This is a genomic window from Clostridium beijerinckii, assembly GCF_036699995.1.
Taxonomy (GTDB): domain Bacteria; phylum Bacillota; class Clostridia; order Clostridiales; family Clostridiaceae; genus Clostridium; species Clostridium helianthi.
Window position 1 is genome coordinate 690,888 of sequence record NZ_CP144906.1, and the last position, 17,087, is coordinate 707,974.

General features: G+C 29.8%; 14 protein-coding genes. 13 read left to right on the forward strand and 1 reads right to left on the reverse strand.

Translation table 11 applies throughout. The features are described 5' to 3' along the window. The first annotated feature begins 20 nt into the window (after positions 1 to 20). Positions 21 to 500 (forward strand): hypothetical protein, encoded by a 480-nt coding sequence (locus PZA12_RS03405; protein WP_078115987.1) that lies wholly within the window; start codon positions 21 to 23, stop codon positions 498 to 500. Positions 501 to 610: 110 nt separating this feature from the next. Here the strand turns inward: PZA12_RS03405 and PZA12_RS03410 are convergent, their stop codons facing one another. Continuing rightward, a complete protein-coding gene (locus PZA12_RS03410; RefSeq protein ID WP_077843549.1) occupies positions 611 to 1,225 on the reverse strand; it encodes a TetR/AcrR family transcriptional regulator in 615 nt (204 codons plus the stop codon). 261 nt (positions 1,226 to 1,486) lie between these two features. On the opposite strand from PZA12_RS03410, the gene PZA12_RS03415 reads away from it, so the two are divergent. From PZA12_RS03415 to tpiA, 12 genes are all read left to right on the forward strand, one after another. Next, positions 1,487 to 3,406: an ABC-F family ATP-binding cassette domain-containing protein gene (locus PZA12_RS03415; protein WP_078115988.1), complete on the forward strand. Its 1,920-nt coding sequence runs from the start codon at positions 1,487 to 1,489 to the stop codon at positions 3,404 to 3,406. A 343-nt stretch (positions 3,407 to 3,749) separates the two neighbouring features. After that, on the forward strand, positions 3,750 to 4,466 hold the full coding sequence (locus PZA12_RS03420) for a response regulator transcription factor (protein WP_181006003.1): 717 nt from the start codon (positions 3,750 to 3,752) through the stop codon (positions 4,464 to 4,466). Then, on the forward strand, positions 4,456 to 5,964 hold the full coding sequence (locus tag PZA12_RS03425; RefSeq protein ID WP_103698512.1) for a sensor histidine kinase: 1,509 nt from the start codon (positions 4,456 to 4,458) through the stop codon (positions 5,962 to 5,964). The genes PZA12_RS03420 and PZA12_RS03425 overlap by 11 nt, the downstream gene beginning before the upstream one ends. A 78-nt stretch (positions 5,965 to 6,042) precedes the next feature. Next, the gene (locus tag PZA12_RS03430) at positions 6,043 to 6,984 is read left to right on the forward strand and encodes a glycoside hydrolase family 25 protein (RefSeq protein WP_011967939.1); all 942 of its coding nucleotides are present in this window, start codon (positions 6,043 to 6,045) and stop codon (positions 6,982 to 6,984) included. A 188-nt stretch (positions 6,985 to 7,172) separates the two neighbouring features. Then, positions 7,173 to 8,669 (forward strand): VanW family protein, encoded by a 1,497-nt coding sequence (locus PZA12_RS03435; RefSeq protein WP_103698513.1) that lies wholly within the window; start codon positions 7,173 to 7,175, stop codon positions 8,667 to 8,669. Between the two features lie 272 nt (positions 8,670 to 8,941). After that, the gene (locus PZA12_RS03440; RefSeq protein WP_077843798.1) at positions 8,942 to 9,403 is read left to right on the forward strand and encodes a tRNA (cytidine(34)-2'-O)-methyltransferase; all 462 of its coding nucleotides are present in this window, start codon (positions 8,942 to 8,944) and stop codon (positions 9,401 to 9,403) included. 20 nt (positions 9,404 to 9,423) lie between these two features. Further along, a complete protein-coding gene (locus tag PZA12_RS03445; RefSeq protein WP_078115992.1) occupies positions 9,424 to 10,260 on the forward strand; it encodes a DegV family protein in 837 nt (278 codons plus the stop codon). Positions 10,261 to 10,503: 243 nt separating this feature from the next. Beyond that, on the forward strand, positions 10,504 to 11,895 hold the full coding sequence (gene rpoN, locus PZA12_RS03450) for an RNA polymerase factor sigma-54 (protein WP_077843800.1): 1,392 nt from the start codon (positions 10,504 to 10,506) through the stop codon (positions 11,893 to 11,895). A 368-nt stretch (positions 11,896 to 12,263) separates the two neighbouring features. After that, positions 12,264 to 13,325, forward strand: coding sequence for a sugar-binding transcriptional regulator (locus tag PZA12_RS03455; RefSeq protein ID WP_031275614.1), 1,062 nt, complete (start codon positions 12,264 to 12,266; stop codon positions 13,323 to 13,325). Positions 13,326 to 13,396: 71 nt separating this feature from the next. Next, the gene (gene gap / locus PZA12_RS03460) at positions 13,397 to 14,398 is read left to right on the forward strand and encodes a type I glyceraldehyde-3-phosphate dehydrogenase (protein WP_011967945.1); all 1,002 of its coding nucleotides are present in this window, start codon (positions 13,397 to 13,399) and stop codon (positions 14,396 to 14,398) included. A gap of 140 nt (positions 14,399 to 14,538) precedes the next feature. After that, on the forward strand, positions 14,539 to 15,714 hold the full coding sequence (locus tag PZA12_RS03465) for a phosphoglycerate kinase (RefSeq protein WP_078115993.1): 1,176 nt from the start codon (positions 14,539 to 14,541) through the stop codon (positions 15,712 to 15,714). Between the two features lie 434 nt (positions 15,715 to 16,148). Next, positions 16,149 to 16,895: a triose-phosphate isomerase gene (tpiA, locus tag PZA12_RS03470; RefSeq protein ID WP_077837092.1), complete on the forward strand. Its 747-nt coding sequence runs from the start codon at positions 16,149 to 16,151 to the stop codon at positions 16,893 to 16,895. The last annotated feature ends 192 nt before the right edge of the window (positions 16,896 to 17,087 follow it).

Consider the following 17,087-nt stretch of genomic DNA (forward strand, 5'->3'; position numbering starts at 1 on the left):
TTTTTAGGAGGTAGTTTAAAATGAACCCTGATAAGAAGTATATGTCTCAAGTCAGCTCGAGTGATAACGATATTAGATTTGTTCCACCAGCATTTATGAGTACAAATATCTACGAAAAAGTTTCGTTTGGTATTGATGATAATAATCGTAATTTAGATTTATTTCCTTCCGAAACAGGCATGCCTGAATTATGTTATTATTCCGATAATCAAAATGAAGGAATTAGTAGTTGTTTCAATTTTAATAACATAGCTAATAATGAAATACCTACTACTTTTGATGCACTAAGAGGCCTTGATTTAGATTTAAATGAAGAAGATCTTGAAAGAAATAATTCCGATAATGATGTGAATAAAATTTATGCTAGAATTGAAAGAAGACATCCAGGAATATTCGCGACTCTTTATTCATATAGAATTCCTCGTCCGATAGTTAGAGTAATTATCAAAAGGTTGATAAAACTTACATTAGCATATTGCGATAAAAATAATAACTACTAATAACCAGTTTAACATACAAAAATATCTTGAAGATTTACAACTACTATAATGTAAAATCTTTAAGATATTTCTTTACATAGCTTTTAAAAATAGGTTTCAATATATATGAGTTACACGCTTATCATAGCCAAAATTTTTTTAAAAAGTATTGGTTTTATACTTTCGATATCTGTGGGTTCTTTCAATATTATAGTAGTAAAACATATGCTGCCAACTAATTCAAAAATCATAAATAATGTCATTTCAGCTTCTTCTTCGTCCATTCCTGATTTAGTTAGGTTCTTAACAAAAATATCTAGGACTTTCTTTACATCATTATATGCTTCTGGTTTCATTATTGCCTTCCTATAAAGTCCCCATGAAATATTTTTATTAATTAGCTTTAGCAGAGAAACATTATCTTTTAAATAATTTATTATATAATCAATGAAGAATAGTGTACGTTCTTTAAAATCTTTACTTCCCAAAGCATTTGTTTTAGCCAATCCTTCTCGTATTATTTCATTACTTTTTTGAAGAATTAATTTATTTAAAATATCATATTTATCACTGAAATATAGATAAAAAGTCCCTTTTGCTACTCTTGCATTCTTAGTTATATCATCGATCGAAGTTTTTTCTATGCCGTTTTTAAGAAATAAATCATATGCTGCTAAAAATAACTCTTCCTCTTTTAATTGTTTTTTATTCTGGGTAAGAGATTTATTGTTATTCTTTAAAGTCATATTTTGCCTCCAAATTACGTGTTTAACTTATTATAAAGCAAATTAAATAATAATCCAAATTTTACGTAGCGATAATAAAAAAATTATCAATTAACTCTTAATATAGTTAAATTGATATAACACCGATAAGATAGTATAATTTAGTAGAGAAAATTTAGTTAAGCTATTAATCCATTTTATATAGGATTTACGTTTTAATATTAAATTAAACCTTTATAGTTTAAATTCTGGATTTTCGTATGAAATACTGGAGGATAAAAAATGATTGTATTAAGTTGTAAAAATATATGTAAAAGTTATGGTATAAATACTATTTTGAAAGATGTAACATTTTCAATAAATGAAGGAGATAAGGTTGGTATAATTGGATCAAATGGAGAAGGAAAAACAACCTTGTTTAAGATATTATCAAAAGAAATTACGCAAGATGATGGAGAAGTCTTTATAGATAAAAATAAGTCTTTGGGTTATCTTGCTCAACATTTAGCATTAGATTCATACAAAACGATTTATGATGAAATGCTCATTGTTTTTGAAGATCTCCAAAGATTAGAACGTAAGATTACAGAGTTAGAAGCTAAGATGAATGAACCGTATGATGAAAATAATGCTTCATATCATGAGAAAATTATAAAAGACTATGGAACTGCCCAAGATCTGTATCAAAACAGAGGCGGATATACATATAAAGGAGAAATATCGCGAGTTCTTAAAGGATTAGGATTTACAGAAGATGACTTTGATAAACTAATTTCAACTTTAAGTGGAGGGCAGAAAACTAGAGTCGCACTTTGTAAGCTATTACTTTTAAATCCTGATATACTACTACTTGATGAGCCTACGAATCACTTGGATTTGGAAGCAATTGAATGGCTTGAAGAATATTTAAAAACTTATAAAGGAACTGTAATTGTAATTTCCCATGATAGATTTTTCTTGGATTCTGTAACAACAGCAACATTTCAGGTTATAAATGGTCACGTGAATTGTTATAATGCTCCATATACAAAATCTTTAGAACTTATGAAGAAAGATTATGAGGCTAAATTAAAAGCTTATAATTTACAACAGACGGAAATAAAAAGACAAGAAGCAATAATAGAAAAATTTAGATCATTCAATAGAGAGAAAAGTATAAAGGCAGCTGAAAGTAGGGAGAAGGCACTTGATAAAATGGAAATTGTAGATGCTCCTGATAAAGAAAAAACTGCATCTAAGATTAAATTTGAAGCTTCTGTTAAAAGTGGATATGATGTGCTTCATGTTGAAAAACTGGCTAAAAGCTATGGAGAAAAGAAATTATTCGATAATTTATCTTTTGATTTAAAAAGAGGAGAAAAGATTGCGTTAATAGGTGAAAATGGACGGGGTAAAACCACACTTTTTAATATAATAATGGATAAAGTTAAGAGTGATTCAGGAGTTAAGGTTTTAGGAGTAAATGTTAATGTAGGATACTATGATCAGGAACAATCTAATCTTGATCCTAATAAGACAATATTAAATGAAGTATGGGATGACTTTCCAGAGTTAACTACAAGTGAACTTAGAGGATTTCTTGGATCATTTCTTTTTAGAGGCGATGATGTATTTAAAGAAATAAACAAGTTAAGTGGAGGAGAAAGATGTAGAATAAATCTCCTAAAATTGATGTTATCTAAATCAAACTTACTTCTATTAGATGAGCCTACAAATCATTTGGATATTCCTTCAAGAGAGGCTCTTGAAGAGGCAATTTTAAGCTATGATGGTACATTGATTGTAATTTCACATGATAGATATTTCTTAAATAAAGTAATTAATAGAATATTGGAATTAGAAGAGCATGGAGTCAATGAATATCTTGGGAATTATAGCTACTATACTGAAAAGAAGAAGAATCCACAAAGATTTGAGACGTATGAAGGGTTGGCATCTGGAAAGACAAAAACGCAATTAAATGAAGAAAAGAAAAAGAAAAAGGCTTTAGAGAAAGAAGCTAAGGCTAAGCAAAATGAAATTAAGAATATAGAAACTAATATAACTCAAAATGAGGAAGCTCTTGAAAAATTGCAGGAGGAACTTTGTAAAGAAGAAGTTTATTCTAATCCGGTTGAAAGTGAAAGAGTAAATAAAGAAATTAAAAATCTTCAAGAAACTATTGAAAAATTATATGAACAATGGGAAGAGATTTCTAGTTAATTTAACATGATATAGATTAATAAGTTATAAAAAAGAAAACTGGAAAGAGACGATTAACAGTATAAATAAAGGCATGTTTTGTATATGGTGTAAATATAAGCTTAATTACAGTTTATTAAGCTTCATCAACTATAACAATACATGCCTTTTATTAGGAAATTATTTATGTATCATATGTGTACATAAGGAATATTTTATATTTTAATTTCTTTTAATATTTATACATCAGAGTATGTATGGACATATTTTAGAAAATATTAAGAACTACTAGTAAATTTTTTTAAGATATTTAAGTTAGAATGAAATTATAGTAGAATTCAGATATAAAATTTTTAGATTGGAGATGGGATGTTTGGAAAAAGGAACTATTCTAATTGTGGATGATGAAAAGGAAATACGAGATTTAGTCGATATATATCTTAAGAGCGATGGGTTTAATACCATAAGCGCATGCGATGGTTTAGAAGCTATTAATTTAGTTAGAGATAATGATATAGATTTAATAATATTAGATGTCATGATGCCTAATTTAAATGGAATAGAGACTTGCTTAAAGATTAGAGAGATTAAAGAAATGCCTATAATAATGTTATCCGCTAAAAGTGAGGATATTGATAAGATATTAGGCCTTAATATGGGAGCTGATGATTATTTAACGAAACCATTCAATCCATTAGAGTTAGTTGCAAGAGTAAAGTCACAACTTAGAAGATTTCATATGTTTGGTAAGAACGCAAATTTATTAGAAGTAGAAGAAGAAAATATAATACAAATAGAGGATCTTACGATAAATCTAGAAACACATGAAGTATCGTTAGGCGATAATATAGTAAGACTTACGCCAACAGAATTTGATATATTATCATTACTAGCTCAAAGTCGAGGAAAAGTATTTTCAATAGAAAATATTTATGAGAACGTTTGGAATCAGGAATTCATGACTTCAGATAACACTGTCATGGTTCATATAAGAAAAATAAGAGAGAAGATAGAAGAAAATCCAAGAAATCCTCGATTTATAAAGACTGTTTGGGGGGTAGGATATAAAATTGAAAAATAAAGATCTTGGAAGGCATAGAATTTTTAGCAATGATATTTCAAATTTAAAGTTAATACAGTATATTGAAAAAATAATAAGAAGTATAAAAAAAAGAATTGAGAAAAATATAAGATTTGAGCTTATGATGGTTATAGGAATATGCTTTTTAGCTGCATTTATCTTCTATAGTTTTTCTAATAATCTTTTCAAGAGAGAGCATACTGAACCCCAGATAAAATATGATTATGATTCTATTGAGAGGTCTGCAAATGATTTAGCTAAACAAATAGAATCTCAAGAAAATTTAAAATTAGAAGATAAAGATAAGATTAATAGCATTTTAGAAAATGTATCAGATGGAGAGGAAAGTTATATAACAGATTTAGATGGAAAGGTGTTATATAAGACTAAAAATGTTGCAGAGGAAAACATAGATATTTATAGTGCACTAAAAAGTGCAATGACAAATGTAAATAGTGAAGGGATTAGTGAACCAAGAGAAAAAAGCTATATAATGCCGCTAAAGATAGGTTCGGATAGAGTTTACTTGATCTATTCAAAGATTCCAGAGGCAAGGATAACATACAATACAATTAGCACATCAAATTCATCTTTAGCACTAATTCTCACAGTTATAGTTTTTATAGTTCTATTTGTTGTAATAACTAATAATAAGATGAAATACTTGGATGAGATTGCAGTTGGCCTTAAGATAATAGCAAGTGGAAACTTGAATTATAGGATAGAAGAGAAAGGTACGGATGAAATTAAAAATATAGCTTATAATATAAATCAAATGGCTAAGGAAATTGGAGAGAAAATTAGTGCTGAGAGAGATGCAGAAAAAACAAAAGCAGATTTGATAACGAATGTTTCTCATGATTTAAGGACGCCACTGACATCTGTGATGGGATACATAGGGCTTGTTATTCAAAACAGGTATAAAGATGAAAAAGAAATGGAGGAATACTTAAACATAGCATTCAATAAAGCTGAAAGATTAAAGCTACTAATTGATGATTTATTCGAGTATACTAAGCTAAATAACAGCGGAATAACACTAACAAAGACTAAAGTTAATCTAGCAGAATTTCTATCACAATTAATAGAAGAATTGACACCGTTACTCGATGAAAATAAATTAACGATATATAAAAAATTCGAATCTGAAAAAATCTCAGTTTCTATAGATACATTAAAGATGCTTAGAGTTTTTGAGAATATAATAACAAATGCAATAAAATATTCGTATAAACCAGGAGAAATATTAATAGGATTATACGAGAAGGATGGTAAAGCCATTGTAGTTTTTAGAAATAAAGGAGACCATTTATCAAAAGAAAAAAGTGAAAAATTATTTGATAGATTTTATAGACTAGATGAATCTAGAAATACTAATACAGGAGGATCAGGTCTTGGGTTAGCTATTTCTAAGAATATAGTAGAATTGCATGACGGCAAAATATGGGCTGAATCAGTAGGAAATAATATAAGTTTTTATGTACAACTAAACCTATAATTAATTACTAAATTATAGGTACTTTTTCTGTTGTAAATTAATATTTATATTAGAGAAGTATTTTTATGTGGAGGAAATATGCAAAACAAAAATCCTAACAGTCGTTTTGGAGTAGACATAAATGAATATACAACAAGTGTTCAGTTTAACGTATTGGCAACAAAAGTAGATTTTTTGTACTTGAGAGCGTCAGGATCTGCAACAGGAAGGTTTAGGGTTGATAGAAAGTTTGTAGATTATGCGAAGAATAGTAGGAATTATGGAATCCCAGTTGGAGCATATCATTTTTCTATGCCATCTTATGATCTAACAGATGCGGATAGACAATGTGATGACTTTATAAATACACTGCAGCAGGGGTTCGGAAACAATGATTATGGGGATTTGTTTCCTGTAATAGATGTAGAGGCACCTTTGGATAAATCAATAAGTACAAGAACATTAATTGATTGGATTGATAGATTTAGAAAAAGATTTGAAAGAAAAACTAGAAGAAGGCTTATGATTTACACAGGAACAAATTTTATAGAGCTTTATGATAATTTTTATATTCCTGGACGTGGCTATCCACTAAAAAATATGCCACTATGGATTGCAATGTATACAAGTATCCCTATTAATCCTGAATTCCCTCCTAATGTTGGAGGCTGGACCAGATGGAGGATATGGCAATATAGTGAAAGCCAAACTGTACAAGGAATTGGGAATCCTGTTGATGCAAATTGGGGACCGGATAATGTAGATTTATTAAGGCAGCCTCGTGTTGTTACTGGATTAAAGGCAGCGTACCAGAATAGGAACATAAATGTTTCTTGGAATAGAAATCCTGATGTAGATTTATTGGGATATAACATTTTTGTAAATAGAGAATGGGTTGGAACTGTTGATGAAAATGCTACAAGTTACTTAATAACTAGTAATAAGGTAAATACTCAGAAGAATGCACCAGTAGAAGTATCAATTGAAGCTTTTGATTATGATGGAGAAACTTCAAAAACTCGTGCAAAAGTAAATCTATAATAAATAGTATCGTATTTCAGCTTATATGGGAATATAATCATATTTCTATTGATAGTTGGAATATGATATAATGAAAACATTGATGACAATTTGAAAAATATGTAAATTGCTATCGATAAATGTACTCAAAATAAATATTAAACATAGAAGATGTATGATATTTAATTCCTTGAAAGGAGAATAAGGGAGTGGAAAAACGCACCAGCAAAAGAGCAAACGCTTCTAAAGACAATTATAATAAAAAGAAGAAAATTATGCTCGCAATATTTACATTAATTATAGTAGGAGCTGCTGCACTAATTGCATACTCAATAGCTATAAAAGGTATAGTTAAGGAGTGGGATGATAAAATATATCCGGGAGTAACTGTACAAGAAATAAATATTGGAGGAATGACTAAAGAAGAAGCTAAGAATAAGCTTACCGAAACATTTGTAACATCTATAGAAAATAAAAAGTTATCTATTAAAATAGAGGACAAACAATATGAACTTATTTACTCTGATATTAATCCTAAATATGATATAGATGCAACTGTTGAAGAGGCTTATAAACTTGGAAAAAAAGATGGGGTCTTAAGCAGATATATAAGCATAAAGAGTAATAATAGTAAGAGCAAGGAGGTTCCAATCAAATTTTCTTATAATGAAGAAAAATTGAAGGAATACGAGGAAAAACTTCAGATAGCTGTTAATCAACCTGCTAAAGATGCAGCAGTTAGCATACAAAAGAATAATATTGTGATTAAACCAGAGACAGAAGGAAAGACAGTTAATTTAGATACACTAGATCAGAAGTTGAAAGAAAATATAAATGGAGATATTAATTCTGATAATTCAGTATCAATTGATTTAGAAGTAACAAAACCTAAAATAACTCAAGAAGATCTATCCAAGATAAAAGGAGTAATGGGTACTTTTTCATCAAATTATTCCACATCGCCGGAAGGAAGATGTAATAACATAGAAATAGCTACTTCAGCAATAAACGGAACAATAGTTATGCCAGGAGAAATATTTAGTTTTAATGACGTTGTAGGACCTAGAACAGCTGAAAGAGGTTATAAGGAAGCTGGAACATATGTTGGAAATAAAATAGAGCCCGGAATTGGTGGTGGAATATGTCAAGTATCGACCACTATTTATAGAGCTGCTATGAAAGCAAACCTAAGGTCTATTGAAAGAACAAATCATTCCATGGCTGTTGGTTATGCACAACCTGGGCTTGATGCCACTGTTTCATATGGATATTTAGATTATAAGTTTAAAAACACATATGATTTTCCTATATATATTCAAGGAAATACGTCAGGTAAAGTAGTGACTTACAGTATATATGGAGATCCTAGTGCTTTAAATGGAAGAACATATGATATGGCAAGTGAAATTCTTGAAACAATACCACCAGAAACAAAAGTGGTAGATGATAGCAGTTTACCAGTAGGACAAGAAGTAACAGAGGGAGCTGGAATGACTGGTTATAGAGCAAGAGCATATCAGATAACTTATGAAAATGGTTCTGAAGTGAATAGAGAAGTAGTATCAACAGATACTTATGCAAGTGTAGGGATAGTAGTCAAAAAAGGAACTCAACCTGTAGATGCGACTCAACAGCCAGAAACAACAGCAGAGCCGCCAGCAGCTCAGCCAACAGCAGAACCACCTGTAGCTCAACCAACACAATAGATAAAAATTTAATATTTATAAAAAACTCAAAGCATATTTTCTTTAGGAATTATTAAGATTAATTAAAGAAAATATGCTTAAGTTTTATTAAGGTTAAAACAACTTTAATATATTTAATAATTTACTGATTAGAATACACAATAATATACCTTTTATAGTGAAAGACTTTTCTATGGTTAAGCAATTATTATTTTTGACTTGTTATGAACCATATAGTATAATTTTAAATTAAAGTGAAATAATTTTTGTACAAAATAGGAGAAGGTGACGTTTTGAATTTAAATATAGTATTATATGAACCTGAGATACCTCAGAATACTGGAAATATTGCAAGAACTTGTGTTTTAACAGGCAGTAAGTTGCATTTAATAAAACCTCTTGGGTTCGAAATAAATGAAAAGCAAGTGAGAAGAGCAGGCTTAGATTATTGGAAAGATTTAGATCTAGAAATACATGATAGCTATGAAGAATTCTTGAAAAAATATGGTGATAAAACAATATATTTATCAACTACACACGGAGAAGCGCATTTTGATGAAATTTCCTTCAAAGAAGGGGATTTTATAATGTTTGGAAGAGAATCTAGTGGGGTTCCTGAAGAAGTGCATAATAGGCATATTGGATTTAGGGTTCCAATGATAAAATCAAGTACTAGAAGTTTAAATTTATCTAATACAGTAGCTATAGTGGCTTATGAAGCTTTAAGGCAGATAGGATTTCCTAATATGAAATAATTGAAGAGGAATGAAGATATATGGAAAAGATAAAAATTATAACAGATAGCACTGCTGATTTGCCAAAAGAAATATATGAGAAATACGATATAGAAGTTTTGCCATTATTGATAAACTTTGGTGAAGAAAGTTATCTAGATGGAGTTGAGATAAATACTAATGAAGTTTTTGAAAGAATTAGAAATGAAAATATACTTCCAACTACAGCTCAAGTTACTCCGAATAGATTCGTTGAAATCTATAAGAAGTACTTAGCGGAAGGATATAAAATTATATCAATTCATATGTCTTCTGTAATGAGTGGAACATATCAATCGGCATGTATTGCTAAGGAAATGCTGGAAAGCCAAGATATAATAGTTGTTGATTCTCAGAATGTAACAGCGGCTTTAGGAATACTTGTATTAAAAGCTGTTAAGCTCATAGAAAAGGGTTATAACATTTCAGAAGTAGAAGAAAAATTAAATAGCATTAGAAATAAAGTTAAGCTTTCAGTTTACTTTGATTCTTTAGAGTACCTAGTGAGAGGCGGAAGGATTTCAAAAACTGCTGGCATGGTTGGTGGCATGCTTGGAATAAAGTTAATACTTGAAATAAAAGATGGCATAATGTCAGTTAAAGATAAAATTAGAGGAAATAAAAAGGCGATTAAGAAAATTATTAGTGATTTGGAAAATGCGACTTTAGATGAAGAAGTGCCTGTAATATTGATTGACGTAAATAATATTGAAGTAAAGGAAGCACTTAGAACATATATGAATGATAATAACGTTAACTTTATTGAATGTCCGGTTGGATCAACTGTATGTATACATTCTGGACCTGGATGCTGTGGATTAGTTTTTTTAAATAAATAATTTTAATTAATAAATAAAAAACATGCTTTTAGCTATTACTTATATTTTAACATGGTTGATATAAGTAGTATATAAGCATGTTTTTATATTTATTGTACTAGATATGATTCACATAGTTACATATAGTGGACTTGCAATATTTACAGAATAGGAGGTATACTAATAGAAAGAGAGATTACTTCAATAAATTTAATGAATACGTTTAATTAAAAATAATTTATATAAATTATAAGGAGGAAACTTATGAATTTGGATTATAACATGAAGATGACCCAGGAACAGCGATTAGTACTCACTCAAAATATGCAACAATCCATAAAGCTTTTACAAATGTCTCTTCATGATTTGAGAGAATATATTGACAATGAGTATTCAGAAAATCCAGTGTTAGAGGTTAACGAGGAAATAAGCTCATATGATGATGAACAGATAAACAGAGACGTTAATATAGAAGACAAATACGATCATAAAAAATTAGTTGAAGAATTATATTCTGATAATTACAAGGATAGATCAGAAACAAATTATTCTAATGAAGAAGTTTCACCATTAAATTTCATTGAGAAGAAAGTATCACTAAAAGAATATTTACAAGAACAACTAATTGAAGCTGATATAGATCAATATATGTTAGATATATGTAATTATATCGTTGAATCATTAGATTATAGAGGGTATTTGGAAATATCAACACGAGAACTTGCGGAAGAATTAAATATATCTGAGGAGATAGTTAATAGGGCATTAGAAGTGGTACAGGCATTGGAACCATATGGAATTGGTGCTAGGAATATCAAGGAATGTCTGCTTATTCAGAGTCTAAAATTAAATATTTTAGATGATACGATAGAAAAAATAATTTTAAATCATTTAGAAAATATTGCAGAAAACAAATATGAAGTTGTAGCGAAGGACCTCAATATAAATCCAAGAGAAGCTCAAAGATATGGTGATTTAATAAAGAAGTTGGAACCTAAACCATCAAGAGGCTTTTATACAGGAGAAGAGGTTAATTATATAATTCCTGATGCTGAAATAAAGAATGTTGATGGTGAATTTTTCATTTTGATGAATGAAAGTGTTTTGCCAAGACTTATGATAAATAAAACATATAGAGATGTTTTAAGAAATAATCAAGATTCTGAAACAAACACTTATGTTAAAGAAAAAATTAATCAGGCACTTTTCTTAATTAAGTCAATAGAGCAAAGGAAAAATACATTATATAAGGTGTTAGAATGTGTTGTTGAAAAGCAAAATGATTTCTTTAAGTTTGGAAGACAGTATATAAAACCTTTGACACTAAAAGAAGTTGCAGAAATAATCAATCTTCATGAATCTACCGTAAGTAGAGCAATTAAAGATAAATATGTTTTAACAAGTTATGGAACAATTAAAATAAAAGATTTATTTGCAAGTGGGTTATCCTCAAACAATAACGAAGATATGGCAACTTCAAAAATAAAAAATGAAATAAAGAAAATAATAGAAGAAGAGAATAAAAGTAAGCCTTTATCAGATCAACTAATAAGTTCTATGTTAGTAGAAAAAAATATGAATATATCTAGAAGAACTGTTGCAAAATATAGAGAGGAATTAGGTATAAAATCATCTTCAGCAAGGAAGAGATTATAAAGATTCCATGAAATAATTAGCTTTAGATTTTAATATTAAATTCAATTGTAAATATTCAATTACAGTTTAAGAACATGTCAACTTTAATTATAGGAATATATAAAGTTCATGATTATCTTTTCTGTAATTGAAATTGACAGTTGATAAAATGGTTCTTGAATTCAAAAATACTATTTCACATAGCTATTATTAAGCGTAATAATATTAAATATGAAACGCTGTATAAAACTAGAAAAAAGTTTGCTAATAATTTATTTTGTTAGGGTTTTTTTGTTTTTTTTGAAATATTATAAAAAAAGTTTTCCTAAAGACTTTAAAATTTCAAAAAGGTGTTTTATAATAATAGATGTGGGACATAATGAAATGATATGGGACACGTAGTGACCAAAGGAGTGTTTGAGTTGCAGGAAATATTAGAATTACAAAAGAAGATAGTTCCTGAGCTTGTAAATACATTGGAGAAAAGGTATAACGTACTCAGAACAATCTTTCATAATCAACCTATAGGACGAAGAGTACTCGCTGATATGCTAAATGTCGGTGAAAGAACAGTTAGAACAGAAATAGGTTTTTTAAAAGAACAAGGTTTAATTGAGATAAATACTTCTGGAATGACAGTTACAAGTGAAGGCGTAGAGATTATACACAAACTAAATGATTTCATTCATGAAATAAAAGGTCTTTCAGAAGTTGAAAAGAAAATACAATCTTCTCTTAACTTAAAAAAAGTAATCATAGTCCCAGGAGATGTAGAAGAAAATCCTTTGGTTTTAAAGGATTTGGGAAAAGCATGTGCTAATTATGTTAAAGATGTGCTAAAAGATAATTCTATTATAGCATTAACAGGAGGGAGCACTTTAAAAGAAGTTGTAGAAGCTTTTCCAAGAGTAACAAATTTATCACAGATACAAGTAGTACCAGCAAGAGGAGGAATGGGTAAGAAAGTTGAAACCCAAGCTAATACATTAGCAGCCACTTTAGCAAAGAAATTAAACGGTACTTATAAGATGCTTCATATCTCGGAAAATTTGAGCTTAGATATAATAGGCACCTTGCTTAAAGAAGAGGCAGTAAAAGTTGTTATAGATACTATACATAAGGCGGATGTACTAATTTATGGTATAGGTAACGCGGTGCAGATGGCTAGAAAAAGGGGTGTACCACAGCAAGAAATTGATAATTTGATTAATAATGGAGCTGTTGGAGAAGCATTTGGATGTTATTTTAATAAGGATTCGAAAATAATCTCAGAAACTACCGCAATTGGAATTAAAATTAATGAAGCAAGAAAAATAAAAACACATATTGCAGTAGCAGGTGGGAAAAATAAAGTAGAGTCAATTATTGCAACTGAATATAACGACAATGATGGTGTTTTAGTTACAGATGAGGCAGCAGCCAAAGGAATATTAAGTAAACTAAATAGTTAAATTCAGTTATTAAATTAGTTTGTAAAATTTATTTTTATAAAAAAGAAAAGCATTATTAGGAGGTAATTGTAATGGTAAACGTAGCAATTAATGGTTTTGGAAGAATAGGAAGATTAGCTTTAAGATTAATGATCAACAACCCTGAATTTAATGTGGTTGCAATCAATGACTTAACAGATGCTAAAATGTTAGCTCACTTATTCAAATATGATTCAGCTCAAGGAAGATTCGATGGAGAAATCGAAGTTAAAGAAGGAGCTTTCGTAGTTAATGGAAAGGAAATCAAGGTTACTGCTGATGCTAAGCCTGAAAACTTACCATGGGGAGAATTAAACGTAGATATCGTTTTAGAATGTACTGGATTCTTTGCATCAAAGAAATCAGCTTCAGCTCATATCGCAGCTGGTGCTAAGAAAGTTGTTATTTCAGCTCCTGCAGGAAATGATCTACCAACAGTAGTTTACAATGTAAACCACGACATCTTAAAGGCAGAAGATACAGTTATTTCAGGTGCTTCATGTACTACTAACTGTTTAGCTCCAATGGCTAAAGTATTAAGTGATGATTTTGGATTAACAAAAGGTTTCATGACTACAATCCACTCATACACTAACGATCAAAATACTTTAGATGCTCCACACAGAAAAGGTGATTTAAGAAGAGCTAGAGCTGCTGCAGCTTCTATCATTCCTAACTCAACTGGTGCTGCTAAAGCAATCGGATTAGTTATTCCAGAATTAGCTGGAAAATTAGATGGTGGTGCTCAAAGAGTTCCAACAATCACTGGTTCATTAACTGAATTAGTTTGTACTTTATCTAAGAAAGTTACTGTAGATGAAGTTAACGCTGCTATGAAAGCTGCTGCAACTGAATCTTTCGGATACACTGAAGATGAAATAGTTTCTTGCGATATAATCGGAAGCAGCTTCGGTTCATTATTCGATGGTACTCAAACTAAGGTTATGGAAGTTAATGGAGAACAATTAGTTAAAGTAGCTGCTTGGTACGATAACGAAATGTCATACACTAACCAATTAATCAGAACTTTAGGATACTTCGCTAACTTAAAGTAATTTGAATTATATCTTAGAACATAAAGAGCGCAAATTTATGTTAAAGTAAATAAGTCTGGTTTTGTAGTATAAGGCTATAAAGCCAGACTATTTTAAAATGAAGGAATAATCAATAAAATAAATATCAGAGGTGAAAATAAATGAATTTCAATAAAAAAACAATTGAAGATATTGAAGTGAGTGGAAAAAAGGTACTAGTAAGATGTGACTTTAACGTACCACTTAAAGATGGAGTTATAACTGATGAAAACAGATTAGTAGGAGCTCTTCCAACTATTAAATATTTAGTAGAAAAAGGTGCAAAGGTTATTCTTTGTTCACATTTAGGAAAAGATGCTTCAAAATCATTAGCACCAGTAGCTACAAGATTAAGTGAAATGCTAGGAAAAGAAGTTGTTTTTGCTAGAGATGAAGAAGTTGTTGGCGAAAACGCTAAAAAAGCAGTTTCAGAAATGAAAGATGGAGACATCGTTTTATTAGAAAACACAAGATGCAGAAAAGAAGAAACTAAGAACATTCCAGAATTCTCTAAAGAATTAGCTTCATTAGCTGATGTATTTGTTAATGACGCATTTGGAACAGCTCATAGAGCTCACTGTTCAACTGTTGGTGTAACTGATTACTTAGATACAGCTGTATGTGGATACTTAATCCAAAAAGAATTAAAATTCTTAGGAAATGCAGTTGAAAGTCCAGTAAGACCATTCGTTGCTATCTTAGGTGGAGCTAAAGTTTCTGATAAAATCGCTGTTATAAACAATCTTTTAGATAAAGTTAACACAATTATTATCGGTGGAGGAATGGCTTATACATTCTTAAAAGCTCAAGGATATGAAATCGGAACTTCATTAGTTGAAGAAGATAGACTTGAATATGCTAAAGAAATGGTTGCTAAGGCTGCTGAAAAAGGAGTTAAATTCTTATTACCAGTAGATCACAGAGTTGCTGCAGAATTCAAAGATGTAGAAGCTACAATTACTGAAGATCAAAATATTCCAGTAGGAAACATGGGATTAGATATCGGACCAAAGACAGAAGCTTTATATGCTGATGCAATTAAAGATGCTAAGACTGTAATCTGGAATGGACCAATGGGTGTATTTGAATTCGAAAACTATAATAAAGGAACAATTGCAGTAGCTAAGGCTATGGCTGATGCAGATGCTACTACTATAATTGGTGGTGGAGATTCAGCTGCTGCTGTTAATATTTTAGGATTTGGAGATAAGATGACTCACATCTCAACAGGTGGTGGAGCATCATTAGAATTCTTAGAAGGTAAAGTATTACCAGGAATCGCTGCATTAAACGACTAATTTTAAATAGTTAGTTTGGAATAAATAATATTTTCAAAAGAAAATTATAAATTTAGTTAGATTATAAAGTGAAACTTGATTTAGGTAGTGATTACCCCCAAATGAATTTAACTTGAACTTACCTACAAGAGTATAGACATATCTCTTATAATTAAGTAATAGATTTTTGAAAATGCTGGATTGTTAGGTAAGGTATTTAAATAATTAGGGAATATATATTGAAGAGAAGTGATAAGCTATTTTTTAGGAAGCAAATTCGACGGGATTTGATGAATCTAAGGCCAAGGATTCATTCTTAAATATCTAGTTTGTAATTTTTGTAGATATATAATAAGCTTAAGGAAATCTGATCACTTTCCTTAAGCTTATATAGATTCATAATATAATTAGATAATTTATAAGTTTCATTAATAAAAAATTATGAGGTGAGTAGAATGAGAAAAGCAATTATCGCAGGAAACTGGAAAATGAATAAAACTATTGATGAAGCAGTTAAAATGGTAGAAGAATTAAAGCCATTAGTTAAAGATGCTACATGTGATGTAGTTGTATGTCCTACATTTGTATGCTTAGATGCAGTTAAAAAGGCTGTAGCTGGTTCAAATATAAAGGTTGCTGCACAAAACATGCATTTTGAAGAAAGTGGAGCTTTCACAGGAGAAGTTGCTCCAGGAATGCTTGAAGCTATGGGAATAGATTATGTTGTTTTAGGTCATAGTGAAAGAAGAGAATACTTCAATGAAACTGATGAAGCACTAAACAAAAAAGTTAAGAAAGCTTTCGAACATAATATTACTCCAATCCTTTGTTGTGGAGAATCTTTAGAACAAAGAGAAAACGGAACTACTAACCAAGTTATTGAAGCTCAAATAAAAGCTGATATAGCTGGATTAACTAATGAACAAGTAGAAAAACTTGTTATTGCTTACGAACCAATCTGGGCAATTGGAACAGGAAAAACTGCTACTGATGAACAAGCAAATGAAACAATCAAAGCTATAAGAGCTATGGTTGCTGAAATGTATGGAGCAGAATCAGCTGAAAAAACAAGAATTCAATACGGTGGATCAGTTAAACCAAATACAATAAAAGCACAAATGGAAATGTCTGATATAGACGGAGCATTAGTTGGTGGAGCTAGTTTAGTTCCAGCTGATTTCGCTGCAATAGTTAATTATTAGTATTAAATTTTTTAAGCTGTCTTAGAATGACGAAAATCGCACTAAGACAGCTTTTTTTAAGTAAATAATAATTTGATATTAAAGTAATTCATAAAACATTTATATTATAATAACATAAATTTACTTTAAATGTTTATAAAGTTGCATTAAGTGTAAAAAAATAATATAATTTAAGATATTAATAGTATGTAA

What these genes read in the sequence shown, in the direction of transcription:
- PZA12_RS03445 (WP_078115992.1), top strand. Translation starts at nt 9,424, where the DNA reads ATGGAAAAGATAAAAATTATAACAGATAGCACTGCTGATTTGCCAAAA.
- gap (WP_011967945.1), top strand. Translation starts at nt 13,397, where the DNA reads ATGGTAAACGTAGCAATTAATGGTTTTGGAAGAATAGGAAGATTAGCT.
- PZA12_RS03420 (WP_181006003.1), top strand. Translation starts at nt 3,750, where the DNA reads ATGGGATGTTTGGAAAAAGGAACTATTCTAATTGTGGATGATGAAAAG.
- PZA12_RS03410 (WP_077843549.1), bottom strand. Translation starts at nt 1,225, where the DNA reads ATGACTTTAAAGAATAACAATAAATCTCTTACCCAGAATAAAAAACAA.
- PZA12_RS03430 (WP_011967939.1), top strand. Translation starts at nt 6,043, where the DNA reads ATGCAAAACAAAAATCCTAACAGTCGTTTTGGAGTAGACATAAATGAA.
- tpiA (WP_077837092.1), top strand. Translation starts at nt 16,149, where the DNA reads ATGAGAAAAGCAATTATCGCAGGAAACTGGAAAATGAATAAAACTATT.
- PZA12_RS03415 (WP_078115988.1), top strand. Translation starts at nt 1,487, where the DNA reads ATGATTGTATTAAGTTGTAAAAATATATGTAAAAGTTATGGTATAAAT.
- rpoN (WP_077843800.1), top strand. Translation starts at nt 10,504, where the DNA reads ATGAATTTGGATTATAACATGAAGATGACCCAGGAACAGCGATTAGTA.
- PZA12_RS03455 (WP_031275614.1), top strand. Translation starts at nt 12,264, where the DNA reads ATGGGACACGTAGTGACCAAAGGAGTGTTTGAGTTGCAGGAAATATTA.
- PZA12_RS03465 (WP_078115993.1), top strand. Translation starts at nt 14,539, where the DNA reads ATGAATTTCAATAAAAAAACAATTGAAGATATTGAAGTGAGTGGAAAA.
- PZA12_RS03405 (WP_078115987.1), top strand. Translation starts at nt 21, where the DNA reads ATGAACCCTGATAAGAAGTATATGTCTCAAGTCAGCTCGAGTGATAAC.